This is a genomic window from Paenibacillus gyeongsangnamensis, assembly GCF_027533625.1.
Lineage (GTDB): Bacteria > Bacillota > Bacilli > Paenibacillales > NBRC-103111 > Paenibacillus_G > Paenibacillus_G gyeongsangnamensis.
Window position 1 is genome coordinate 116,766 of sequence record NZ_JAQAGZ010000023.1, and the last position, 25,140, is coordinate 141,905.

General features: G+C 49.7%; 20 protein-coding genes. 15 read left to right on the forward strand and 5 right to left on the reverse strand.

The genetic code is table 11. The features are described 5' to 3' along the window. Nucleotides 1–6 precede the first annotated feature (6 nt). The 7 genes from O9H85_RS29310 (at nucleotide 7) to O9H85_RS29340 (ending at nucleotide 9,537) form a co-directional block, all read left to right on the forward strand. Nucleotides 7–1,311, forward strand: a complete 1,305-nt coding sequence (locus O9H85_RS29310) for an ABC transporter substrate-binding protein (RefSeq protein WP_269884941.1) — start codon at nucleotides 7–9, stop codon at nucleotides 1,309–1,311. A 242-nt stretch (nucleotides 1,312–1,553) separates the two neighbouring features. After that, a complete protein-coding gene (locus O9H85_RS29315; protein ID WP_269884942.1) occupies nucleotides 1,554–2,846 on the forward strand; it encodes an ABC transporter substrate-binding protein in 1,293 nt (430 codons plus the stop codon). Between the two features lie 56 nt (nucleotides 2,847–2,902). Next, entirely contained in the window at nucleotides 2,903–4,459 is a 1,557-nt protein-coding gene (locus O9H85_RS29320; RefSeq protein ID WP_269884943.1) for a response regulator, read from the forward strand. A 52-nt stretch (nucleotides 4,460–4,511) separates the two neighbouring features. Then, entirely contained in the window at nucleotides 4,512–6,335 is a 1,824-nt protein-coding gene (locus tag O9H85_RS29325) for a cache domain-containing sensor histidine kinase (protein ID WP_269884944.1), read from the forward strand. 122 nt (nucleotides 6,336–6,457) lie between these two features. Then, on the forward strand, nucleotides 6,458–7,540 hold the full coding sequence (locus O9H85_RS29330; protein WP_269884945.1) for a Gfo/Idh/MocA family protein: 1,083 nt from the start codon (nucleotides 6,458–6,460) through the stop codon (nucleotides 7,538–7,540). A 15-nt stretch (nucleotides 7,541–7,555) separates the two neighbouring features. Next, nucleotides 7,556–8,572, forward strand: coding sequence for a Gfo/Idh/MocA family protein (locus O9H85_RS29335; protein WP_269884946.1), 1,017 nt, complete (start codon nucleotides 7,556–7,558; stop codon nucleotides 8,570–8,572). Further along, nucleotides 8,569–9,537, forward strand: coding sequence for an AraC family transcriptional regulator (locus O9H85_RS29340; protein ID WP_269884947.1), 969 nt, complete (start codon nucleotides 8,569–8,571; stop codon nucleotides 9,535–9,537). The genes O9H85_RS29335 and O9H85_RS29340 overlap by 4 nt, the downstream gene beginning before the upstream one ends. Before the next feature lie 191 nt (nucleotides 9,538–9,728). Here the strand turns inward: O9H85_RS29340 and O9H85_RS29345 are convergent, their stop codons facing one another. After that, entirely contained in the window at nucleotides 9,729–10,295 is a 567-nt protein-coding gene (locus tag O9H85_RS29345; RefSeq protein ID WP_269884948.1) for an NADPH-dependent FMN reductase, read from the reverse strand. Further along, the gene (locus O9H85_RS29350; protein ID WP_269884949.1) at nucleotides 10,292–11,368 is read right to left on the reverse strand and encodes an LLM class flavin-dependent oxidoreductase; all 1,077 of its coding nucleotides are present in this window, start codon (nucleotides 11,366–11,368) and stop codon (nucleotides 10,292–10,294) included. Before O9H85_RS29350 ends, O9H85_RS29345 begins: the two co-directional genes overlap by 4 nt. A gap of 383 nt (nucleotides 11,369–11,751) precedes the next feature. Here O9H85_RS29350 and O9H85_RS29355 point away from each other — a divergent pair, with 383 nt between their 5' ends. Both O9H85_RS29355 and O9H85_RS29360 read left to right on the forward strand, forming a co-directional pair. Further along, entirely contained in the window at nucleotides 11,752–12,318 is a 567-nt protein-coding gene (locus O9H85_RS29355) for a TetR/AcrR family transcriptional regulator (RefSeq protein ID WP_269884950.1), read from the forward strand. A 274-nt stretch (nucleotides 12,319–12,592) separates the two neighbouring features. After that, entirely contained in the window at nucleotides 12,593–13,594 is a 1,002-nt protein-coding gene (locus tag O9H85_RS29360; protein WP_269884951.1) for an NADP-dependent oxidoreductase, read from the forward strand. 663 nt (nucleotides 13,595–14,257) lie between these two features. Here the strand turns inward: O9H85_RS29360 and nagZ are convergent. Then, nucleotides 14,258–15,550: a beta-N-acetylhexosaminidase gene (nagZ, locus tag O9H85_RS29365; RefSeq protein ID WP_269884952.1), complete on the reverse strand. Its 1,293-nt coding sequence runs from the start codon at nucleotides 15,548–15,550 to the stop codon at nucleotides 14,258–14,260. Between the two features lie 511 nt (nucleotides 15,551–16,061). Continuing rightward, nucleotides 16,062–16,949 (reverse strand): LysR family transcriptional regulator, encoded by an 888-nt coding sequence (locus O9H85_RS29370; protein WP_269884953.1) that lies wholly within the window; start codon nucleotides 16,947–16,949, stop codon nucleotides 16,062–16,064. A gap of 150 nt (nucleotides 16,950–17,099) precedes the next feature. Here O9H85_RS29370 and O9H85_RS29375 point away from each other — a divergent pair, with 150 nt between their 5' ends. Together O9H85_RS29375 and O9H85_RS29380 are read left to right on the forward strand one after the other, a co-directional pair. Continuing rightward, nucleotides 17,100–18,290 (forward strand): CynX/NimT family MFS transporter, encoded by a 1,191-nt coding sequence (locus tag O9H85_RS29375; RefSeq protein ID WP_269884954.1) that lies wholly within the window; start codon nucleotides 17,100–17,102, stop codon nucleotides 18,288–18,290. Between the two features lie 274 nt (nucleotides 18,291–18,564). Further along, a complete protein-coding gene (locus O9H85_RS29380) occupies nucleotides 18,565–18,762 on the forward strand; it encodes a hypothetical protein (protein WP_269884955.1) in 198 nt (65 codons plus the stop codon). Between the two features lie 155 nt (nucleotides 18,763–18,917). On the opposite strand, the gene O9H85_RS29385 is transcribed toward O9H85_RS29380, so the two are convergent. After that, nucleotides 18,918–19,487 (reverse strand): NAD(P)/FAD-dependent oxidoreductase, encoded by a 570-nt coding sequence (locus O9H85_RS29385; protein WP_269884956.1) that lies wholly within the window; start codon nucleotides 19,485–19,487, stop codon nucleotides 18,918–18,920. Nucleotides 19,488–20,286: 799 nt separating this feature from the next. Between O9H85_RS29385 and O9H85_RS29390 the strand changes: the two genes are divergently transcribed. From O9H85_RS29390 to O9H85_RS29405, 4 genes are all read left to right on the forward strand, one after another. Continuing rightward, a complete protein-coding gene (locus O9H85_RS29390) occupies nucleotides 20,287–21,537 on the forward strand; it encodes an IS110 family RNA-guided transposase (RefSeq protein ID WP_269884957.1) in 1,251 nt (416 codons plus the stop codon). A gap of 397 nt (nucleotides 21,538–21,934) precedes the next feature. After that, nucleotides 21,935–23,224, forward strand: a complete 1,290-nt coding sequence (locus O9H85_RS29395; protein ID WP_269884958.1) for an ABC transporter substrate-binding protein — start codon at nucleotides 21,935–21,937, stop codon at nucleotides 23,222–23,224. Between the two features lie 105 nt (nucleotides 23,225–23,329). Further along, entirely contained in the window at nucleotides 23,330–24,235 is a 906-nt protein-coding gene (locus O9H85_RS29400; protein WP_269884979.1) for a carbohydrate ABC transporter permease, read from the forward strand. Between the two features lie 52 nt (nucleotides 24,236–24,287). After that, nucleotides 24,288–25,115: a carbohydrate ABC transporter permease gene (locus tag O9H85_RS29405; protein WP_269884959.1), complete on the forward strand. Its 828-nt coding sequence runs from the start codon at nucleotides 24,288–24,290 to the stop codon at nucleotides 25,113–25,115. The last annotated feature ends 25 nt before the right edge of the window (nucleotides 25,116–25,140 follow it).

A 25,140-nucleotide genomic window follows, 5' to 3' on the forward strand; every position in this document is an offset into this window, starting at 1 on the left:
GTCAAAATGAAGAGAATCAGCAAAAAACTGACCTTGGCGGCCTTATCGACGGTCATCGGGTTATCCTTAACCGGCTGCGGGGGAGCAAGCTCCACAGACAATAAGACGGCTTCGGCTTCGGGCGCCGACAACGCGAACAAGCAAATCAAGCTGCGGATCAGCTGGTGGGGGTCGCAGCCGAGGCACGATGCCACATTGAAAATTCTCGATTTGTATAAGAAAAAGAATCCGAATGTTACCTTCGAATCGGAGTATTCCGGCTTTGACGGCTACATTGACAAGCTGACTACGGAGGCGGCCGCGAAAAACGCACCCGACATTATACAGCTCGATGCCGCATGGCTGGCCGATTGGAACGCCCGCGGCCTGCTCGCGGATTTGAGCTCCGTAAATTTGAAAGATATGGACGCATCGCTGGCCGACTCCGGGAAATACAAAGGCAAACAAACGACGGTACCGATCGGCAAAAACGCGTGGGGGATCGTATACGATAAAGGCGCCTTGGACAAGCTGGGCCTGCAAATGCCGAAGGACGGCATCACGTGGGACGATTTCTTCAAGCTCGCCCGCGAAGCGAAGCAAAAGCTGGGCAAGGATCAATATGTGCTGCAGGATATGAGCAGTAACTGGGAAACGTACTGGTCCTACCAATTAAGCCAAGGCAAGGGCTATGCGATTACGCCGGAAGGCAAATTCAACTATGACAAGGATACGTACATCAAGTGGGTGAACATTTTCAGCGATCTCCGCAAAGAAGGAGTCGTTCCGCCTGCCGATGTGATGACCGGCGACAAAGAGCTGGATCCGAAGCTTGACCTGATGATCAATGGCAAAATTATTTTCCGGTCCGCGCACGCCGCCCAAGCGTCCTCCTGGGACAGCATGAAGCCGGGTAGCATTGGCGTTGCCGCCATGCCTAAAGCGGCGCAAGCCGGCGGCTGGCTTAAGGCCACCTTCTTTTTTGGCGTCAGCCAGGACTCCAAATACCGCGAGGAAGCGGCCAAGTTTGTCGACTGGTTCATCAACGATCCGGAAGCTGGCGAAATTTCCGGAACGACACGCGGCGTGCCGGTATCGAGCAAAATTTTGGCGCAGCTGCAGCCTAAATTCACCCCGGCGGACAAATTGACCGTCGATATGATTGATCAGACGGCATCCAATACGCAGAAGTACCTGCCTACGCCTAAAGGTTGGGATGCTTTTGTGACGAAGGATTATAAGAGCATAGGCGAAGCGTTGATGTTCGGCAAAACGAATCCGGAACAAGCCTACAACGATCTAAAGAAGAAATCTTCGGACTACGAAAAATAATCAGAATGGGACTGACAAGTCGCGGAAGCGGATATTACAAAATCCTTTAACTAATCCGCTGGCCCTGTGGGATCGCTCTTTATGGTAGTTTGTCTGACGGACAAATGCCGATGAAGAGCGATTTTTTTCCCATCATGCCGCACCGGAGGTCGTTTTTGAAGAAATTAGCGATTAATTGTGGAAAGCGATATCATTTATTTTATAATGAAAGTAGGAATGCAGTAATCAAAGGAGTCTCACGTATGTTAAAATCTCAGTTGCTCGTATGGCTCACGATCATTCCCCTGCTTTGGTCGGCCGGCTGCAGCGCCGCGATGAATACCGGGGGGCCGGATTCGGCCGCAAACCAAAATTCCGCCGATAAACCGGTGAAGCTTCGCATCGGCTGGTGGGGCTCGCGGGAGCGGCACGATGCTACGCTCAAAATACTCGCATTGTATACGAAGAAACATCCGAATGTCACCTTCGAACCTGAATATTCCGCTTTCGACGGTTATGCTGATAAGCTGGCGACGCAAGCGGCGGCAAAAAACGCTCCGGACATTATCCAGATGGACGCCTCATGGCTGGCCGATTACAATGCCCGCGGGTATTTGGCTGATTTGAGCGGAGTTAACACAAAGGATGTGGAGTCGGGTTTGCTGAAGGAAGGGCAGTATGCGGGGAAACAAACGGCCATGCCGCTAGGGAAAAATGCATGGGGACTCATTTACGATAAGGATACGCTGCATAAATTAGGCTTTGACATGCCGGAGGCCGGGATTACATGGGACCAGTTTTTTAAGCTCGCTAAAGAAATCAAGATGAAGCTGGATAAGGGTCATTTTGTGCTGGCGGACTTTACCAACAACCGTGAAATGTATACCTCTTACCAGTTAAGCAAAGGGCTGGACTATCCGGTCACTCCGGACGGCCGGTTTAATTTTAACAAGGACCTATGGCTGGAATGGGTAAACACGTTTGACGAGCTGAGAAAAGCCGGGGTCGTCCCGCCTGCCGATATAGCGGTCGGGGATAAGGATATCGATGCCAAGCAGGATTTGCTCGTAACCGGCAAAATTATTTTTAAAGCGGCCCACGCCGCGCAAGTATCCTCTTGGGATACATTAAAACCCGGAAGCATCGGTGTGTACACGATTCCGACCGATAAGCAGGGGGGAGGCTGGCTCAAGGCTACGTTTTTCTTCAGTGTTATTCAAGAATCGAAGCATAAGCAGGAAGCGATCCGGTTTATCGACTGGTTTATCAACGACCCGGAGGCGGCAGCCATTTCGGGCACCACCCGCGGCGTACCGGTTTCGGACAAAATCGTCTCTCAGCTCGAGCCCCGATTTACGGATGCCGACCGGCTGACGATTGAAATGATAGACAAAGCCTCCGCCCGGGCACTGCATTTCAATCCGGGCGCCAAAGGATGGATTAACTTTGATACGAAACAATACAAAATGATTGCGGAATCCATTATGTTCGGCAAAACTACGCCGGAGCAGGGCTTCGAGGAATTGAAGCAAACGGCGGCCGCCTATCAGAAATGAGTGGGCGATATTGAATGGCGTATATTAGCGCATTTTAGTACCGGGAGGTGCTGCAGATGTGGAAAGTGGCGATTATCGACGACGATAGGCAGGTTTTGAGAGGCATGAAGCAGGTGATTCCCTGGGAGGAGCTCGGAGCGGAGTGGGTTGGCGAGAGCATGAACGGGGAGCGCGGATTGGAGTTGGTTCGGAAGGAACAGCCCGATATCGTCATCACCGACATCTATATGCCGGTGATGAACGGCCTGCAAATGATAGAAATTCTCAGAAACGAGCAGTTTCAAGGGATAATTTTGATCCACAGCGGTTACTCCGACTTCGAAGTCGCCCGTAAGGCGCTGCGCCTGAAAGTAGAGGATTATTTGTCCAAGCCGATCTCCAGGACGACGATCCGAGACACCTTGCTGCGGGCGATCGAGTCCATTCAATCTGAAGCCTCCGTGAAGCTGGAACATGAGAAGCTGAGGGAAAAGCTGGTCTTGTACGAGCCTTTCGTCCGCAAGGAGCTGTTGAAAAGGGCGGTCATGGGAACAACGGACGCCATTCCGGAGGCCGAGCTGTCGCTTGCGGGCGGGGGACCGAACAATCATTTGGTGCTCGGCTTGGAAATCATAAGGACCGCACGCATCTCCGATGTGCGGGCTCCGGATCGCTTCCTGTTCCGGTTTGCCGTGCAAAACATTATTAACGAAATTTTGAACGAGGCTGGCTATTCGTTTGATTATGTCGAGCTGCACGGGTATTATAGCGCCCTCATACTGCATTTTGACAAAGAGAAGGAGTATCCGGAGCTGCTGAAAGTCATCAGCGAAATATCGGCCCGCATCGTCGAATGCGTGCACCGTTATTTGCAGATTTCCGTAAAAATCGGCATGGGCGGCCTGAAAGAAAGCTGGGCCGCCGTATCCGATTCCATGGAGGAAGCCTTCCGGTTCTCGGAGCGGACGGCTTCCGATCCGCTTCATATGTCCGCCTCGGTGAAGCCGATGAAGTTTTACCATGAGCTGGTCGAAGACATTGAAACGACGCAAGGGAAAAACGCGCATAAAATCGTTCGCCATTATATCAATGCGTTAAAAGAGCAGAGCGGGGGACGGCAGCTGCAGTACGATCTAATGGGGGCGCAGTTTTGGGCGATTCTGAGCTATACGCTGAATGACGAGGTCGTGCGGCTGCAGGACATTGCCAAGGAAAGCTCCATTGAGGCGGAGCTGGGCAACATCGTGACTTTGGATCAATATGAAGCTTGGTTAAACGAGAAGATCGCCCAAATCTGCCTGAATCAGGAATGGCATGATAATATGAAGCATAAAGTGGCGATCGATTTGATCAAGCAGTTCATTCATGAGAATTACGCCGAGGAAATCACGATCGCTGATTTGGCGGAAAAAGTATATATTTCCAAAAATTATTTAAGTCAAATTTTCAAAAACGCGACAGGGGAAACCATCAACAATTATATCGTCAAGGTGAAGATGGAGAAGGCCAGAGGCCTTTTGCTCGAACGAAAGCTGAAAATCTACGAGGTCGCTCATCGCGTCGGCTACAAAAACATCCCTTATTTCAGCACCACCTTTAAAAAGCATTTCGGGATCACACCCGCTGAGCTGTAGCTTGGAGTAAAATATGCGAATCCTATCAAGAACACGGCTGGAGGAACCGGGCATGAAAAATATGTTTAAAAAATACCGCATCGATTATTTATTATTCAGCGGATTTTCCAGTTTTATCACCGTGCTTCTTATTGTCGTCATCTCCATCAGCTACACGTTGTCTACCCGGGAAACGGTCAATATGACTTCCTTTTACCAGCAGCGGGTATTAAACGAATTGTACAATAAAATCGATATCCAAATGCGCTCGATCGAGCAGATTTCCTTGGCGGCGGCCCGAAATCCGATCTTGTCCGAATATTCCGAATCGTCCGAGGACGCTTATGTGAATTACCGCAAACTCGAGGAGCTTGAGGCTTTTTTGGCGAGTATAACCTATGCGACTCCGATTATTCAATCCATCGATTTTTACACCCGAAACGCAGCAGTCGCCAATCCGCAAAGTCCGGTATCCTTTATTGAGGAGAGTCAGGCGAGACAAGAAGAGTGGTATCCTCTCGTGGATAACACGGACTTCACCTGGATCGGTGAGCACCTGACCCACTCTTACCAAGGGGAGCAGGCGACGGTCAGTTTCTCGCGCAAGGTGTATTCGCTGTCGGGGGATTATCAGGGCTTGCTCGTCTTAAATGTCAAAGCCTCCGTCATTCAGGCTCTGGTCCGCGGCGAAACGCCCGATGCGAACCGCGTATTGCTCGATTCCGGGGGTAGAATGATCACGATTACGGGGGATCCCCGGCTTCAAAGCATGGTCGGGCGGTACATGCCGGAGATGGGCGAGGAATCCGGGTTTATGCGGTCAAGCCGCGCGGATGACAGCGTTTTTGGCAAATCCGGCGCAAAAGACCATCTGATCGTGTGGGCAAAGCATTTTAACGTTAATTGGCGGCTGGTGGAGCTGACTCCATGGGACCAAATCACGCGGGGCAGCGTGCATACCGCGATCATTTTATCGTTGGCCGGCATTACGGCGATCGGGCTATCGTTGTTTTTTACACTGTCGCTTTCCGGCCAGTTTATTAACCCGATTCGGCTGCTGCTGCAGGAAATGGTCAGATACTCGAACAGCACCAACAAGGTGAACCTGCCGGAGGATTACCGCAACGAATACGGTGCGCTGTTTATGGGATACCGGAAGCTGATCGACCGCATTCAATCGCTCTATGCGTCGCTGGAGGAACGGTATGCCGAACAAAAGAAAGCGGAAATCAAGGCGCTGCAGGCGATGATCAATCCCCATTTCCTTTATAACACGCTGGATCAGCTCAACTGGATGGCGCTGGCCGCCGGACAGGACAAGCTCAGCCATATTCTTGAGCTGATGGGCAGGATGTTCCGAATCGGCTTGTCCAACGGGGAGAGCTTGATTTCGATCCGCGAGGAATTTATCCATGCCCAATGTTATGTGGAAATTCAGCAGCTGCGCTGGGAGGAAGGACTGACCGTGTTGATCGACGTTCCGGAGGAAATCCAAGATTATTATATTCCGAAAATGACGCTTCAGCCGTTTATAGAAAATGCGATCATGCACGGGTTTAACGAAAGAACGCAGGGACTGATCCTCATCACGGCGAAGCGGGAGGGCGATGACATCTTCATCCGGATCACGGATAACGGAGGCGGTTTGAAGCCCCATTGGGACCATCCCCGCAAGGGCAGCACCGGTGGTTACGGAATCCGCAACGTGAGGGAACGCTACGATACATTTTTCGCCTCAGGGTATGCCATCGATATTGCCAATAATGCAGGCGAAGACGGGACCACGGTCTGCATCCGGCTGCCCGTATTGAGCAGCAAGACGCTGAACGCGATGAATACACCTCGTGCTCTTCAAGGAATTGTACGACAGCCTGATGATAGTGGCCTGTGGTATTGATGTAGGCCTTTCGCGAATGTCGCAATTTCTTATATGTCCTTGTCGTCAATTTGCAATTTAAACCGCTTTCCAAACGTGGTAAGATTTAGCCAAGTTATGTTATATTGAAGGAGGAAATTCCTGTGTCCAATAAACTAAAGATCGCTATTATAGGCTGCGGCGGCATTGCCAAAGGCAAGCATTTGCCCAGCCTATCCAAACAAAAGCAGGTTGACATTGTCGCTTTTTGTGACATTATAACGGAAAGGGCGCAGGAAGCGGCAGAGAAATACGGGACGCCGGAAGCGAAGGTGTACGAGGACTATCGCGAGCTGCTGAAGGACAAGGCCATCGACGTCGTACATGTCTGTACTCCGAATGACACGCATGCGGAAATCTCGATTGCAGCCCTCGAAGCCGGCAAGCACGTCATGTGCGAGAAGCCGATGGCGAAGACGGCCGCCGACGCCCGCCGGATGGTGGAAGCCGCCAAGCGCACCGGCAAGAAGCTAACGATCGGCTACAACAACCGTTTCCGGGCGGACAGCCGGTTCATGAAGCAAATATGCCAGGACGGCGAGCTGGGTGAAATTTATTACGCGAAGGCGCATGCGATCCGCCGCCGGGCGGTCCCGACCTGGGGCGTGTTCCTGGACGAGGAGAAGCAGGGCGGCGGACCACTGATCGATATCGGTACGCACGCGCTCGATCTCACGCTTTGGGTGATGAACAATTATGAGCCTAAAGTCGTTCTCGGCACGGCCTTTCACAAGCTGTCCTCGAAGGAAAACGCGGCCAACGCCTGGGGCCCCTGGGATCCGAAGAAGTTTACGGTCGAAGATTCGGCGTTCGGGATGATCGTGATGAAGAACGGGGCGACGATCGTGCTGGAATCAAGCTGGGCGCTGAACACGCTCGACGTGAAGGAAGCGAAGTGTACGCTGAGCGGCACGGAAGGCGGAGCCGATATGGAGGACGGTCTACGCATCAACGGGGAGAAGCACAGCCGTCTCTTCACGAACAAGGTGCAAATGGATGCCAAAGGCGTCGATTTCTACGACGGCAAAGGCGAGAACATGCAGGAAACCGAGATGCGGATGTGGATCGACGCCCTCTTGAACGATAAGGATCCGGTCGTTACGCCGGAGCAGGCTTGCGTCGTATCGGAAATTTTGGAAGCCATCTATGAATCTGCCCGAACGGGTAAAGCCGTTTACTTCGATTAAGGGAGGAAGTCCGAGATGATCAGAGTTGCGATGTTAAGCTTTTGGCATGTGCATGCCAAGGATTACGCGAGGCAAGCCTCCGAGCACCCCGACACCGAAATTGTGGCGGTGTGGGATGAGCTGCCCGAACGCGGCCGCAAGGAAGCGGAGGCGCGCGGCGCGCGCTTCTACGAGAGCCTGGAAGAGCTGCTGGCCCAGAAGGATATCGACGCGGTCATCGTGGACACGCCGACGAACGTTCATCGGGACGTGATGGTAGCGGCGGCCAGAGCGGGCAAGCATATTTTCACGGAAAAGGTCGTCGCAACGACATTGAAGGAATGCAATGAGATTTTGAACGCGGTGGAATCGGCCGGCGTGAGGCTGACCGTTTCGCTTCCGCGTCTCAATGCGGACTATACGGCGGCGGTGCAGAAGATCATCGGCGAAGGGCTGCTCGGCGAGCTGACGCTCGTTCGTACCCGGCTGTCCCATAACGGGGCGATATCCACCGCCGAGCGTCCGGGAGGCTGGCTCCCGGCCCACTTCTTTGGCGCCGAGCAGTGCGGCGGGGGAGCTATGATTGATCTGGGCTGCCATCCGATGTATTTGGCCCGCTTGTTCCTGGGCTTGCCGGAGAGCGTATCGGCTAACTACGGGTATGTAACCGGGAAGGAAGTAGAGGACAATGCGGTGTCCGTACTCCGCTATCCGAGCGGAGCGTTGGCGGTCGTAGAAGCCGGCTTCGTCAACCGATTCTCTCCATTCGTCATTGAAGTTCACGGAACGGAAGGCAGTCTGCTCTATTCGACTCATGACAACAAGCTGCTCGTGCGGAGCTCCAAGCTGGACGGACAGACGGAATGGACCGTAGAGAAGGAACTGTCGGCGAACCGGCCTTCCGCCTTTGACCAGTGGGTATCGCACATTCAGAACGGAACGACGGCGAGCGAGAATATCGCGCTGGCGGCGGATTTGACGAGACTCATGGAGGCGTCAAACCTTTCGGCGCGCGCCGGAGCGCCGGTGCTGCTGAACGATTTGCAGCCATGAACGGGCAGCCCCGGGCCGGACTAAGGCCGTACGCTTTCGAACGGATGCTGGAGAATCCCCAGGCGCTCGACCGGCTGGACGTCGATTTCCGCTGGGGCTCTTACGGCATTCGCGTGTTGAAGTTTCACCATACGACGTTCTCGCCCGGCAAGTCGGTCCAGTTCCATAAGCATTCCAACTACGAATTTCATTTCATTCCGCGGGGCAAAGGAAGGGTCATTCTCGGCAGCGAGCCCTTCTCCCTTCATGAGGGGCTCATGTATTTGACCGGACCCGGGGTGATGCATTACCAGGAAGCGGATGCCCTTGAGGCGATGGATGAGCTGTGCCTTCATATCGATATCGAGCGGCTCGAGGAGGACGAGGCGGCCAAGGACGGGGCCGGGGACGCCTGGGGTCTCCGCTGGGAACGGGCCGAAGCGGACGCCTGCATCCGGCAGCTCGAGCAGCTGCCCCTTCATACGGCCGCCGATCAATACCGGGCCATGGAGTGCTTCCTTGCAGCCTACCGCGCTTGGGACGAGAACCAGCCAGGGCTATTCACGGTCATTAAGCAGTGCATCATTCAAGTGCTGCTGAGGACGACCAGGGCGTATGCCTCGCTGCCGCAGCCGGAGCTGCCGTCCCGCGACATGAAGCATTACCGTTACCAGCAGGCTATCCAGTTCATCAAAGACAACTACATGGCTCCGCTGACGCTGGAGGTCGTCGCCGAACGCGTACAGATCAGCCCGCGTCAGCTGCAGCGGATCTTCCGCGAGCAGACCGGCAGCACGTTCAGCGAATACATGGAGCAGGTCCGCCTGCTCCATGTATGCAGAGAGCTGGCGGAAAGCGACCGGACCATCGACCGGATTGCGTTCGAGAATGGCTTCTCCAGCGCGAATTACCTTCACTACGTATTCAAAAAGAAGCTGGGCACGACGCCCAGCCAGTACCGATTGCAGCACCGAGTCCATGCCTGATTCGTGCGCCTTTGGCGGCGAGCCCAACCGCTCGCAGCCGAAGGCGCTTTTTTGTCATGTTTTTGAATCAAGGTGATCATCTCTCCCGGCCCTTCACTCTGCAAATGCTTCATGAGGGTTATCGGTTTCAGTTGGGGGAATTTTCAATGGTTCATGAACCATAAGGCAGATCCTTCAAGGCTTAAAATCAATTAAAAACCGTATGCTGCTTCTTTCCTTTCTCGTAGATTGGAATAAGTTTCTGTTAACAAAACAGTATCCTCAACCAGACGTTCAATTCGAAATAAAACATCGTCATTTACAATTTCTTTGCGATGGAAATCCTTTTCCTCAATAAACACGTAAGACTGAACGATTTGCGCCTTCATAAAAGCTAAAATCGGCTTCAAATGTTGTTCTGCGACTAAATAATGTTTGGGCGAACCCGCTGTAACGAGCATGCTTGCCACCTTATCACGTAATGCATCAACGGGAAGTAAATCAAAAATGTTTTTTAATGTGCCGGGAATAGACGCCTGAAAAATAGGTGTTCCAATCACAATAGCATCAGCTTCCATAATTTTTTTTGTTACAACACCCGTATCGCCTTCATATTCCATATAATTCCTGCCATCGCTAAATTGGATATTATATTCGGCTAAATCAATGAAAATCGCTTCAACATCCGGATGTTTTTCAGCGAAAGCTTTCTGCGCGTAGTTCATAGCTGTTCTTGTTTTTGATCCCACAATGGAACCGGATAAGAGAACAATCTTCATTTTTGTTCAACCCCTGCTTTTTTTGACGTAAATTTTTTGACGGCTGGCAGTATTTCCGTACCGATGATCTCGATATTCATCCTTATTTTATCAAATGGCACACCTCCGAAATCCATTTGTGCGAGATAACGCTGATGACCGAACTGTTCATGTTGATAAAGAATTTTTTCAATAATTTGTTGCGGACTGCCGACATTTATTACACTACGGCTATCGGCCGATTGTGCAAACAGCTGTTTCGGAAATCCTTGTCCGTTCGTCAGCTTCATTCCTTCATTGATATGAGGATAATACTCCTTAAGAGCTTGTTGAGTTGTTTCAGCTGCATAGAAAAAGCCCGTAGTTCCAACCGGAAGTGTGGCTGGGTCAAAACCTTTCGCCTCTGCAGCTTCCCGGTAAGTATCAATCGTATTCTTAAACACACTAACAGGACCACCCAACATAGCTGTCGTCATTGGAACACCAGCATAGCCTGCCTTAATTGCACTTGCAGGTGATCCGCCGACTGCACGCCAAATCGGCAGCCAGCCATTTGTAGGTCTGGGAATCACCCTGGCATTTTTCAACGGTGCTCGAAATTTCCCTTCCCATGTAATTACTTCTTCTTTATTTATTTTGACCAATAATTCGAATTTCTCTTCAAATAATTCTTCATAATCTCTAAGATCGAATCCTAATAAATCAAATAGACCTACACGAGATGCGCGGCCGACAATGATTTCTGCCCGACCCTTGGAAATCAAATCAATCGTCGCAAAATCCTCATACACCCGAACTGGATCCGATGTGCTTATAATCGTGGAGGAACTTCCTATTTTAATGTTTTTCGTCGCTTGAGCAATTGCTGATAAAACAACAGTATGTGCCTGAGTTGCGAAATAATTCTGATGACTTTCACCAACACTAAAAAAATCAATGCCAGCTTGCTCAGCCAGCTTAGCCATTTCGATGATGTCACGAATTCGCTGCTCGGCAGAAATGCGGTTTCCAGTACGAAGATCAGGGAGATGGTCTCCTAATGTATAAATTCCAAACTCCAAGCCTTTACTTGGATCAATCCTGAATTTTTCCATTAATCTCGCCTCCGTTTAGTTTCGTTGAGTAGCAAATATTGCCCAAAAACTAATAAATAATAATCGACTTACATATACTAATATACTTACATTTATATAGTATACCCGTGTTTGCTTAAAGTCAACAAAAAAACATTCATTGTACTTTATCATGACCTTGATGAAAAGGGATTCTGCACTGTACAAAGTATTTCATGATTGTGGAGGTTACATTCTAAAGGTATCAAGTAGAGAAAATCCTCAGTAGGTAAGATGTACTCGCTCAACTAAAGGGGGGTTCTTCAAAGGGGAAGATTTATTTCCGGATCGACCAGTTGATTCATTTTCAAAAATGTATTACAATAAACCAGGAATGAATATTCATTCCGTAAGGGGGATGGGTAATGTCCAATAACAAAGAAGACGATATCTTAGAAGCAGCTATGGAGTTATTTGCAAGACGGGGGTACGATGGGACAACCGTACCGATGATCGCTGAAAAGGCAAAAGTAGGTGCCGGAACGATTTATCGTTATTTTGAAAATAAAGAGGCACTTGTAAATTCATTATTTATCAGCAGTGTAACTAAATTTTCGGAAACATTAAAAAACCAGTTTCCGGAAACTGATGATATACGTGCACAATTCAACCACATTTTCTATCGAATGTTTAAGTTTGCACAGCAAAACCCTTTCGCCTTACATTTTATAAATGCTCATACTGGTGGGTACTACCTTGACCAAGCAAGTAAAGAGGTCTTTAATGAATTCTTTTCTTTTTTAACAGCCATAATAGACGAAGGAAAAGGACAAGGAACACTGCGCTCGTTACCATCAAAAGCTTTAATTTGTTTGGTCTACGGTGCGTTTATAAATTTGTTCAAGATGTTTGAAAGCGGCGACTTGGAAAAATCGCAAGAACTTCTGAAAAACATTGAGGAAGCTTGTTGGGATGCAATAAGGATCATCTAAGAGGTCCTTTTATTTTATCGATATAGGAATGAATATTCATTCCGGGTTGTTTTGATGTAAGTGTGCGCCCGTCCAAATGATGACTAATTTCTAAGGAGCGAGTCTAAATGAATAGCGTTATTCGAGGAGTCGGATCATGTGTACTTTTATGGTTGCTGGCATGTGGATCGTTCCGGTCTGTGAGAACTGCCTAAAGGTATAAGTGTTGACCATATGGGCTGACCCTGTCTTTTCTAGTTGAAGTCCATCAGTTGAATCTGGAGGAGATGACCCTATGAAAGCGATGATTATAGAAAAATATGGGAAATTCCCATTAAAACTAGCAGACATGCCAGTGCCGACCATTGGAGAAAATGATGTCCTAGCAGAAATTGTTGCAGCAAGTATTAATCCGATTGACTTTAAAATAAGAGATGGCAAAGTGCAGATGCTGAAAAAATACAACATGCCACTTATTTTAGGTAATGACTTTTCAGGTGTTGTTAAGCAGGTAGGAAAAGGGGTAACAAAATTTAAGGTTGGGGATCAAATATACGGTCGAGCTGCGAAAGATAGAATTGGTACTTTCGCTGAATATATCGCAATAGATGAAAATGCTATCGCTATGAAACCTAAAAACCTATCCTTTGAGGAAGCTGCATCGATTCCATTAGTTGGACTCACTTCCTACCAAGCCTTTCACGATGTTTTGAAGTTATCTTCCGGACAAAAAGTGTTAATTCATGCTGGAGCCGGCGGTATAGGCACCTTTGCCATTCAGCTTGCCAAAACAATGGGTGCTTACGTTGCAACCACAGCAAGCAAAGCTGGATATGAACTCGTCAGGTCACTTGGGGCAGATCAAATTATTGATTATAAAAATGAACCGTTTGAAAAGATCCTACATGATTATGATGGGGTATTAGATACAATCGGTGGAAAAACATTGGAAAAATCATTTGAAATAGTAAAACCGGGGGGACAAGTTATTTCTATTTCAGGACTGCCAAACGCACGTTTTGGAAAGGAATATGGGGCAGGTTTTCTGAAAACCAATTTATTTCGAATGGTTACTCTCAAAATATCGAAATTGGAAAAGCAACATAATGTGAAATACACTTATCTGTTTATGAAACCCAGTGGTGAACAGTTAAATATCATTTCTGAGTTAATTGAACTTGGAAAAATTAAGCCTGTAATTGATCGAATTTTTCCTTTTGAGGAAGCACAAAACGCCTTGGAATATCTTGAAACAGGAAGGGCAAAAGGAAAAGTTATATTAAAAATAAGGAATTAATAAGGCTCACGGATAGGTGCGAAGGAGCTTGGAATCAGCCGCTCTTACGTATCGAGCATTCCATTGTGCTCGTTGTTCTTTATATCTTTCGTAAGAAACTAGACTGAGCCGAACAGAAAGGTCTTTTTGCTTGAGGGCATCGTCACATGAGGACGATATACTCTCCGTTGCGGAGAAGATATTCATTTCAGCTTTTTCGGCCTGTCATACGGCAGTAGCGAGTCTTAGTCTGCCTGAAAATCGCTCGTGATCGTTGGTATAAGAGATGACATTCTTCACCATTGGCAAATCGACCTCACGTGTATAAGTTTGTTGCAGCCATTCATGGATGCCGCTAGTTTGCTAAATATTCTGACAAGACTCTGAAACAGCATGGCCCCCTTCTGTATGTGGCCAGTGAAAAATGGATATTCAGCCAATCGCAGCGATTCGCTTACAACGCTCAAGCAGTTGCCTATACTCCTCTATAAGTACATTGGGTTCGCTAGATAGATGATTCGATAATAAATCAGAATATGCCGGCGCGGGAGGACTTACGATCGATCGCGATGCTTGACCCTGTAACTGTTGTGCCCGTTGCCGTAGCTCCTCCACGTGACTTTCGTTAGCCGATTGTGAAGCTCCATGAATTCGTTCAGCTTCCGCTCCTCCCTTGAAACCTCGCTACCTTTTCAGCGCCGCTTCAATATGTTGATTCAAAGACGTCACATCGGCGAGCGGAGCCGGCTCATCTGATAACCGGAAGCTTTGCTTCAGTTTGGCGATTCGGGTAACGCTGGCATCGATAACCGATTGCGGAATTTTACCGCTTTTCGCCGCATCCGTCAGAGCATCCAGTACGGCTTTTTGCTGCGCCGGATCGTGCCCGACAAGAACAATATCCGCCCCTGCCAAGACGGACTTTACCGATGCGGGACCGATCGCCATCACCTTCCCTACGGCGTCCATCGTCATGTCGTCCGTGAAGACAACTCCGTTAAACTTGAGCTCGCCCCTAAGGTAATTATGAATGACGATGCGCGACATCGAAGCAGGGAGATCCGGATCGAGCTTGGTCATGAGGATATGGGCGACCATCACCGTCGGAGCTCCTTCCTGGATCGCCGAAGCGAATGGAGCGAATTCGACGGAGCGAAGTCTTTGCAGATCATGGTCCACGATAGGCAGCCCGAAGTGGGAATCGACGGACGTGTCGCCATGGCCGGGAAAATGCTTCACGACGGGAATTACGCCCAGCGACTTAATCCCGAGCATTTCCTGTACGCCCATGCGTCTTACCGTTGCCGCAGTGGTACCGAAGGCGCGGTCGCCGATAACCGGGTTGTCGGGATTCGTATTGACGTCAAGCACCGGGGCAAAATCGGTGTTCAAGCCAACCGCCTTCATCGCTTCGCCGAGCGCTCCGCCGACCCGGTACGCATACTTCGTATCGTTCGTGTTTCCGACGACCCGGCTGGCTGGAAATGCCGTTACCTCCTTAGGCAATCGGGAAACGCGCCCCCCTTCCTGGTCCGCGCTGAGCAGCAGCGGCAGCTTGCCGCCGCCATCGCGATTAATTTGCCTCAGCTCATTGGCCAGCTTAACCGTTTGTGCCAGGGACACAATATTGTTGCTGTATAAAATGATTCCGCCGACGCGCCGGTCCTTAATCAGCGTAGCGATATCCGGTTGAACCGCGGTACCGTCCATACCGACCAGCACCATTTGGCCGATTTTTTCCGTCAAGCTCATATGAGCGACAAGTTCGGCTGCCGGATCGACGACGGTTTTGGGCGGCTCCTGAACGTCCGGCTTCTGCGGTTCGCTGACGACAGGCTGCGGGGCAGGAGACACAGGTTGAGCCGACGTCTGAGGAGGAGTTTCGGGTTTTGACGACTCCGCCTGCTTCGATCCGCACCCGGCTATAGCGATGAGGCTCAACAAGGCCGCGCTTAGAAGGCGGATTCGTTGCCGCATAGAAATGTACCTCTTTTCATGAATTATATTTACTTAATAGTATAACCTGTATTTCGGAATCGATGTACTACATTGCTTTGACTATAGAAAAAGCCAAGTTAAACCCGGATGGATTGAACTTAGCTTTTTGTTTGCTTATTGAGCTGGGATCATCGGATGACTACTGTGCAGAGTCGGTGATCCTATTGCTGCCGGTTCCAATACGGCCTCATATTTAGATGAAATATATGTAACGGCTTTCGGGACTGTGATCATATCGGACAAACATTGGGGTCATAGGGATTTTTCAAAAGTGTATATGAGAACAAACGTTTAGAATTGAACGAGCTGCTTTATCATCTTAGTCTCCATCCTGAGGTAGCATCAATTGACGGGAGATTATTAACGACAGAACAAGCCGAAGAGCTTAAATCACGTTGCCGGCAAGGCAAAAGATATTTGCGGTACACCCCGAATCGATTGGGAATTTGCATGCCTCAGCCATGTTTCTCAGGGCGGTGGACCGTTCCGGTCAACCATTCGCCCTTTGCAGACCGTCCTGCAATTTCTGAATAAACGTTTTCGCCGCATGGCTGAGAAACCGGTCAGCATGGTATATTATCCCGATATCGCGAGCTGGAGTCCGACCCGTAATCCTGATCGTCCGCAAGCAGGGTTCATTCATGGACAAAATGAGCGATAAAGGCTGAACTGTCGCGCCGACATTCGCTTTCACCAAACTAATGAGCGAAGCCGGTGTCGTCGTTTCCATAATCGGATTTAAACTAAAGCCAAGCTGTCTGCAGCAATCATCGACCAACTCGCGCCCAAGAAAGCCTTTGGGGTACATCACCGTACGAATATGGCGAAGCTCCTCTAACTCAATGGAGGTTCGCATCGCCAATTCATGATTCTCCGGCACAACCAGCACATACTCATCGCGGGATAAGGGGATCCTCACGATGCGCTCATCGGGCAGAGGCAGGATCGCAATGCCGATGTCCACTTCCATTTCCAACACCTGCTTCACAATTTCGACCGATGTCAGTACGGTTAGCCGGACATGTGGAAAAACGTTGTGGAAATCGATCAAAAGCTGCGTAATCCTGTAATCGAGATCGGATGGGAGCGCTCCAATGATCAATGCCCCGCGCTGATGATTGCGCAGCTCACCGATAGCGTCAATCGCATTTTGATGGGTTCGGAACATCTGGATGCTGTACTCCTGCAGCAATCTGCCCGCTTCAGTCAGCGCGATCCGTTTGCCGATCCGGTCGAACAATGGCGTCCCGACTTCATTTTCCAGCGAACGGATCTGCTGGCTGAGCGTTGGCTGCGACATGCCTAATTTCTCCGCCGCTTTGGTGAAATGCAGCTCTTCGCATACGGCGACGAAATATTCCAGATGCCTGAGTTCCATAACCCCCTCCCCCTTTATCATTCGATTTTCCTATGATTATAATAGAAATCGTCATATTGATCAATCATTTCTTCTTATATAAACTTAACAGCAATGTTGGTTTTCATTCAAATGAAAACAATCAATTTCAGTTACAAGGAGCGATTCAAAATGAAAACACGGTCATGGACATTAGTTGTAGCCCTTTTCTTGGCATCTTTAAACTTGCGGCCGGTCATTTCCTCGATTTCGCCGCTCTTGGAGACGATTCGCAGCGAACTCGGAATGAGTGCCTCCACTGCTAGCCTTCTCACATCTATACCGGTCCTTTGTATGGGGATCTTTTCCCCGATTGCAGCCAAGCTGGGAATTCGTCATGGCATCGAGCGGATTTTGGCGATAGCCCTCGTGTTTATCGGAGCAGGTACCGTCGTCCGATGGTTTACGCCTTCTTACACGTTCCTTCTGGCTACCGCACTCTTCGCCGGCATTGGTATCGCCGCTGCCGGTCCGCTTCTGTCCGGATACATCAAGCGTCATTTTCCCGGTCATGTCGCTTCGATGATCGGCGTTTACTCCGTAGCCATGGTGACCGGAGCGGCCCTTAGCGCCGGATTGTCGGTTCCGCTCCAAAATGCGTTAAACGGCTCCTGGCGGTCTGCCTTAGGAATTTGGGCAATACTTGCTGTTGTCGCGTTGCCAGCCTGGTGGTTATTCGTACTGAGACCCGTAGAGCCAAATCATGCTCAAACGCCTGCGCCGCAAAATGCGGGGCGGCTGCCTTGGGGAAACGGAAGGGCATGGCTTTTGACCGTATTTTTCGGAATGATGGCCATCATGTTTTACTCCATTACCGCATGGTTTGCGCCAGCCGTCGCCAACATGGGCTACAGCAAGGTATATGCCGGCAGCATGCTGACACTCTTTACATTTGTTCAAATTCCGGTAACCTTCCTGATTCCGATGCTGATTCACCGTTTCCCGAATCGCCTTCTGTGGCTGATCGGATGCGCATTGCTCGAACTGGCGGGACTGCTGCTTGTTACCATGTCGGCGGTGCCATGGCTTGCCGCGATCTTGCTCGGCATTGGCGCTGGCGGTCTGTTCCCACTGGCACTAATGCTGCCGATCGACGAAACGTCGAACGCGCAGGATGCGAGCGCCTGGTCCGCCATGACGCAATCGGTCGGATATGTGATCGGAGCGCTAGGTCCGATTCTGGTCGGATGGATACAAGACGCTACCGCCAGCTTTGTCTTCGCCTTCATCGGACTTGCCGTCGTCTGCGCGGCGATGATCCTCGTGCAGCTTGCCATCGGATCGAAAAAGGCACCGGTCAAAAAGGCGGTCGCTTCCTCCTAGCTGAGAAGATAGCTTATTTAGAAATAGCCAAGCAACTTCGTACGGAGAGGAATCAAAAGACTTAGTGGATCGAGCTGAAATTATGCTGCCGCATTCAGTAGTTGGAACGAACCGAAAAGCATTAGCTCCGAATAACAATCTTTAAAGAATTTTTATTTCATAAGACCCCAGACGATTGTTACTGGACATATTAATGGTTGCCTTTGTTTTCATGAATTGCTTCCGATTTGGATTTATTTTGTACTAATGTTCGTTCAATGGGAGAGTGATTAACATGACATCTTCTTATTTAAATGAATGGTTAGACGAATATAACGACTATATAAGACTTTATGAGCTATTTGGGGACAACGAATATCTAGAGGAAGCCAAAGAGATAATTTCTAGTTTGAGAGCAATAGCGACAAGAGAGAAATGTCATCAAATCATTCTGGGTAAAGTAATGGATACTAAAATTAATTTATTTAAGTAGGACTTGCTGTATAATCTAGAATCCAGTAATGACAAGGGGCGTACCTAAACAAGCTGACGCCGGTAGAGTACCGACGTCAGCTTGCAAGCTAGGGCTTTTATCAATGTCCGTTAAATGGGGTCTTGACCATTTTTCTTGTTAGGCTTTTTTGTGTTTTAAGTTGTCGGTTTTAACACATCGTGATCAACGTATCTCTCCCCATTGATTTCACTAATGATATTGATTGCCACTTTTGCTCCATCACCTGCTGTTATGATGGCATGCACACTAGCACCTGCACAAGTTCCGGCAGCCCAGATCCCATCTATATTCGTTTTCCCATTCATATCCACAACCAATATTGTTTTTATTCTTGGTTCTGTAGCCGGTTTAGTTTGAACGCCGATTTTTTCCGCTAAATCCGTTATAGCTCCTGTCGCCAAAATTACATACCTGGCTTCATACTGTCCGCTTTCTGTTTTGATTTGAAAGGCTTCGCCGTTTTTTTGGATATCAATAGCTTTATCCCTAACGAGTTCTGCTCCCAATGTTGTAGCTTGCTTTTCCCCCAAATCCACCACGTCAGGTCCATTAATTTCCATAATTCCGTAAAAATTTTTAAGTAAAGCTCTTCTTGTCATCCCTTTATTATTGTCAATCAGCAATGTCTTTTTACCTGCTTTTGCCGAGAATAAAGCAGCAGAGGCACCTGCAGGACCAGATCCGATAACGGCAATATCATACATGGTAAGTCTCCTTTCAATTATTTGGAATGTTCAATAAGATTATCCCTTTTTAAGCATGATTTATTCGGAAGTGAAACGAAATTGGAGATTTGTAAGTGCTGTCTTCATTTAAAATCACCATTCCAACGATACAATATTGTGGCCATAGTTAGGGTTTGCTGAACAACCAATAATTCCTTACTCCACAAGGGACTTCGGTCATTTCTGTCGATTCCATCTGCAAGGAACACATGGGAAATCTGCAAAATCCCCTGCAGATGGAGCAAATGAAATGTTCGTGCTACATCATAACGAAGCTATTCGTGCTTCCTTCATGTAACATCCCCCTTGTATGCTAAGAGCAGTTACCGATTCTTTAATGAATTGGAAATTGCTCTTATTTAATTTTTGTTCTTTGAAAAATGAATTTTGATTTATTTATCCGGTTGAGGACGTAGCCCAAGCGAAGGCGCGGGAGTCGTCCCTCCGGGACGAAAAAAATCTTTTAAAAGGTGTTTACGATCTTGTGATGTCTTTGGGAAAATGCCAATAGGTGCTACCGACGGGAATGTTCCTTTTCCCCCTGTTGAATCGAGCATTCGATTTCTTCCAGTAAAGAGTGTTCCCTTGGCCTCTTCCGTCTTTTCCTACACGCTGACTGTATCCCGCGCGTCGCCATCCCTTCCGCATAGCAGAGGAAGGTACGTGCACCGATGGCCCGCGGTGTATACCTATAGCTCGCAAGGCTGTTAGCGGAGAGTTTCCCAAGGACATCCCAGGACCGTAGACACCCAGTCCACCTGCGAAAGGAGGTGATTCCATGCCACACATCTTATTTGTCGGGATCGACGTAAGTAGCAAGAACAATGTTGTCTGTTGCCTCCCGGAAGGCGACAGCGCCAAATCCCTAAGTCGCTTTATCGTGACCAATGACGAGCCCGGTATCATGACTCTGCATGAGCGGATCATGTCGCTCGTGCAAAAACACGGACTGACACACATTCGTTTCGGTCTAGAAGCGACCGGCTGTTACTCCAGCCATCTCGCTCGCTACTTGCAGAGCGTGCTCTGTTTCGAACCCTATGAGCACAGCGTCTACGTCTTTAACCCCAGTCTCATCAAGGCGTTCAAGAAGATCCATTTCCTTGACGCCCCAAAAAACGACAGGGTAGACGCCTGGTTCATCGCCGCTAAGCTCCGATCCGGTCATCTACCCCGTGCCTTCACGTGGAGCGAGTCTCTCGCTGCTCTGCAGCGCCTCACACGAGCTCGTTTCCACATTGTACAGACTTTGACACGGGAGACGAATTTCCTGCTAACCAACTTATTTTTGAAGTTCAGCAGCTATTCGACCGGACCGTTCGACAAGAAGACATCAGCAACCAGCTTGGCGGTCATTCAGGAGTTCGCCAGCGTCGAAGAGATCGTGAACATGTCCGTCGATGATCTGATGGCTTTTGTTGCCGAGTGTGGCAAAAACCGCTTTGAGAATCCGCAAGAAGTTGCACAGGCCTTGCAGAAGGCCGCACGTTCCTCCTACCGCTTGCCCAAGGCGATGTCCGATGCCGTAAATCTAGCGATGGCTTCCAACATCCGGATCATTCGTTCGCTACAAGAACAGGCGAATTCGCTGAAGAAAGCAATTGAAGAACATCTGGCGACCATTCCGCAGACACTTACTTCTGTGCCGGGAATCGCTACGATCTTCGCAGCTGGCCTAATCTCAGAAATTGGCGATATTCAGCGGTTTCCAAACCAGATGGCTCTCGCGAAGTATGCGGGCCTTGCTTGGACGGAAAACCAGTCTGGTGATTTTAAAGGCGTTGAATCTCGGCTTATTAAATCCGGCAACCGCTATCTGAAGTACTACTTTACTGAAGCCGCAAAGAGTGTCCAGGTGCACGACACCGTATTTGCGCAGTACTACAGTCTGAAGAAAGCGGAGCCGGCTAAATACGCCGAAAAACGTGCCCTTGCGCTTACAGCTCGTAAATTGGTGCGGTTGGTTGATTATCTGCTGCGAACCAACCGACTCTACGAACCCCAGGAGGTGATCCGACAAAAAGCTTGACATAACACATCCAACACATCCACCTATTTTCTTGCTTATTAGGAAATATCTGAAAACGGCAAGATAGGGTGGGTCTAGTTCGATGCGGACTTTTTTAGGGACACCTCCCAAAAAAGTTACGGTACTTCAAGATTTTTTCCAATTAAGGTCTTGACATCGTACCGCTGCTCTTTGCTCTCCATCGGGCGCCTTCGATTGATAACGATTACAATAGGTCAGTTTTATCCACCTTATATAAGATTAAGATTACTTACAACCTTGAAGCCCGGTGCTACAATGAGCCTAGTGAACGTTCACCAGCAAACTTCCTGCTAATCTTTACAACATGGCATTCTCTTACCTTAATCACAAGGAGGGTCTGTACGTTGAAAAGCTTTCGTGCGTTGTGCTTTGTTCGATGCTTACTGCCGCATGCTCCGGCGGAAGCACCGGCCAAGGGAATCCCGGTTCAAGCCCGGGCGGGAAGGCCGCCGGTTCCGGAGAGGTCGTTACCCTGAAGTTTATGGGGTGGGAAGCAAGCCCCTTGGAAACGCAATCCGTCAAGAAGGGCCTCGAATCGTTCATGCAGCAGCATCCGAACATTAAAGTCGAATACCAGCCTGTTCCTAGCACCCAATATTCCCAGAAGCTTCTCACTATGCTGGCCGGGGGCGCCGCACCCGATGTCTTTTTCCTGAATTCCAGCGATTATCGCGCCTTTCAGAAAAAGGATGTCCTCCTCGATCTGACACCCATGTTCAAGCAGGAGATGTCTCTTGACGATTTTATCCCTTCGGCCGCCCAGATCATGGAGATCGGCGGCAAAATCTACGGCGTCAGCAGCTGTACGGTTTCCCCTGTACTTTATTACAACAAGGCTGTGTTTGACAAGGCTAATATTCCGTATCCGCCCAGCGATCCGGCGAAGGCATGGACATGGGAGCAGTTCCGGGACGCGGCCATGAAGTTGACGGTCAAAGATGGGAATAAGGTAATCCAATACGGCGCATTCGGCTTTGAGAACTTCTACGTCACGACTGCGGAAATTTCCTCGGGCGGCGGAAATCTCTTTACTCCGGACCGCAGCAAAATGGCTTTAAATACTCCCGAAACGAAAAGCGTGCTGCAAAGCATATTGGATTTGCGGCTGAAGGACGGGGCGGCCCCGACGGCCAAGACGCTGGAGAGCGTCGGCATGAAAGCGAACCAAATGCTGCAAACCGGCAAGGTTGCTATGGTGGCGGACGGATCCTGGGCGCTCCAGGAGCTCGCGACGATGGGCTTCCCGGTAGGCGTGGCGGCGCTGCCGAAATTCAAGCAAGCGACGACCCACGGGCAGGCGCATGTGCATGCCGCAGCAGCCAAGACGAAACACCCCAAGGAAGCATGGGAGCTGCTGAAGTTCCTCTCATCAGAAGAATATCAAATCCAGAACGTGAAGGAAGGCCTCTGGATGCCGAACCGCAAATCGCTTTACACTGAGGAAGGGATGAAGAAATGGCTTAACAGCAAAGTACATCCCGAAGGCTTCGCGAGCCTTGCCTCTTATTTCAAGGATGCCCAGCCCTACCCGTTCACGCTGATCACCCAGAATAAGGTCAACGACATCATTACGGAAGAAACCGATAAATTGTGGTATTCCGGGCAGTCCGTGGGCGATACGCTCAAGAATATCGAATCCCGTTCCAATGCGGAACTAACGAAATAATTGCGGCCCTGCCTCTGCTATGGATCCGGAGGCATTCAATCGGAGGTGAGGAATGGCATGAACGCAGAAAGCCGGCTGGCGGATAACGATACGCCTGCCTATCGAATGGAACCGACGCCCCGAACCGCGAGTACGGTAAAAAGATGGATTCATAAGGACGGCGCCTGGGCGTTACTGCTGCTGCTGCCGAATATTCTCGGGTTTCTCGCTTTTACGCTGATCCCGGTCGTCGCTTCTTTCCTTCTCAGCTTTACTTCCTGGGATATGCTGTCGCCCATCCGGTGGGTGGGACTGGACAATTACGCGAATCTGATGAAGGACGAAACCTTCATCAAGGTGTTCTGGAACACCATCTACTATGCGGGCGTCTCCGTACCCGTGGGGATCGTCATCTCCCTGCTGCTTGCCGTAGCGCTGGACCAGAACATCAGCTTCAAGAAATTTTACAGGGCCGCCTATTTTCTCCCTGTCGTCTCTTCGATGGTGGCCGTCGCCGTAGTATGGCAGTTTATCTATAATCCCGAATACGGGCTGCTGAACTATGGCCTTAGCCTGCTAAGGATCAAAGGGCCGGATTGGCTGACCAGCACCGTCTGGGCTATGCCCGCCGTCATTATTACAAGCGTGTGGAAAAATCTCGGCTTCAACATGCTGATTTTTCTTGCGGGGCTGCAGGGCATTTCGGACAGCTACTATGAAGCGGCGGAACTTGACGGGGCGAGTGGGTACCAGAAATTTATATATGTCACCGTGCCGCTCCTGTCTCCGACTACCTTTTTCGTCACCGTCATGTCCTTCATCGGCTCTTTCCAGGTGTTCGATACCGTCTTCTTAATGACGCAAGGGGGACCTGCGCGCTCTACCTCCGTGATCGTCCATTATTTGTACGAGAATGCGTTCAAGTATTTCAACATGGGATATGCCAGCGCGATGGCTTACATACTGTTCTTCATGGTGCTTGTCATTACCTTGATTCAGCTGTGGCGCCAGAAGAAATGGGGCGTTTACTAACGCATGCATTCAAAGCATAATCCCTAAGCGAAACATCTAAGGAGGTGATGCCATGAAAGGCCATGCCGCCCTGAAAATAACGGCACACGCGGTGCTGCTGGCCGGGGCCGTAACGATGATCCTGCCCTTTCTGTGGACCGTCAGCACCTCGCTCAAACAGCTTAGCGAAGTGTTCGTGTTCCCGCCGAAGCTGCTGGGCGCAAGCATTCAGTGGGGCAACTATTTGCGCATTTCCGATCGGTTTCCGTTCGGTACTTATTTTCTAAACAGCGTGAAGATTACGGTCATCATCACCCTCGCCCAGCTGATCACAAGCTCCATGGCCGGTTTCGTCTTCGCCCGTCTCCGGTTTCGTTACCGGGAGGCGCTGTTCGGCTTATATCTGGCCACGATGATGGTTCCAGCCCAGGTGACTATGATTCCTAACTTTATCGTCATGCGATACTATAATTTGGTCGATTCCCACTGGGCCTTGATCCTGCCTGCGCTCGTCTCGGCCTTTGGAACGTTCCTGCTCCGCCAGTTTTTCGTGACTATTCCCGAGTCGCTGGAGGATGCGGCGAAAATGGACGGATGCACGCCGTTCGGCATTTACTGGCGCATCTTTGTCCCTTTGTCCAAACCGGCCATGGCGACCCTCGGCGTCTTTGTATTCATGGGCTCCTGGAACGACTTTCTCGGTCCGCTTGTGTACATTAATTCGCAGGACAAAATGACGCTGCCGCTCGGCCTCGCTTCCATGCAGGGCATGTATTCCACCGATTGGCCGGTGCTCATGGCCGGTACGGTGATTACGATTCTGCCGCTGATCGCCATCTTCCTGTTAGCGCAGGACTTCTTTATAAAAGGCGTTACTTTATCAGGCCTGAAGGGCGAATAAATTTAGAAAGCAAAGGAGATTAACC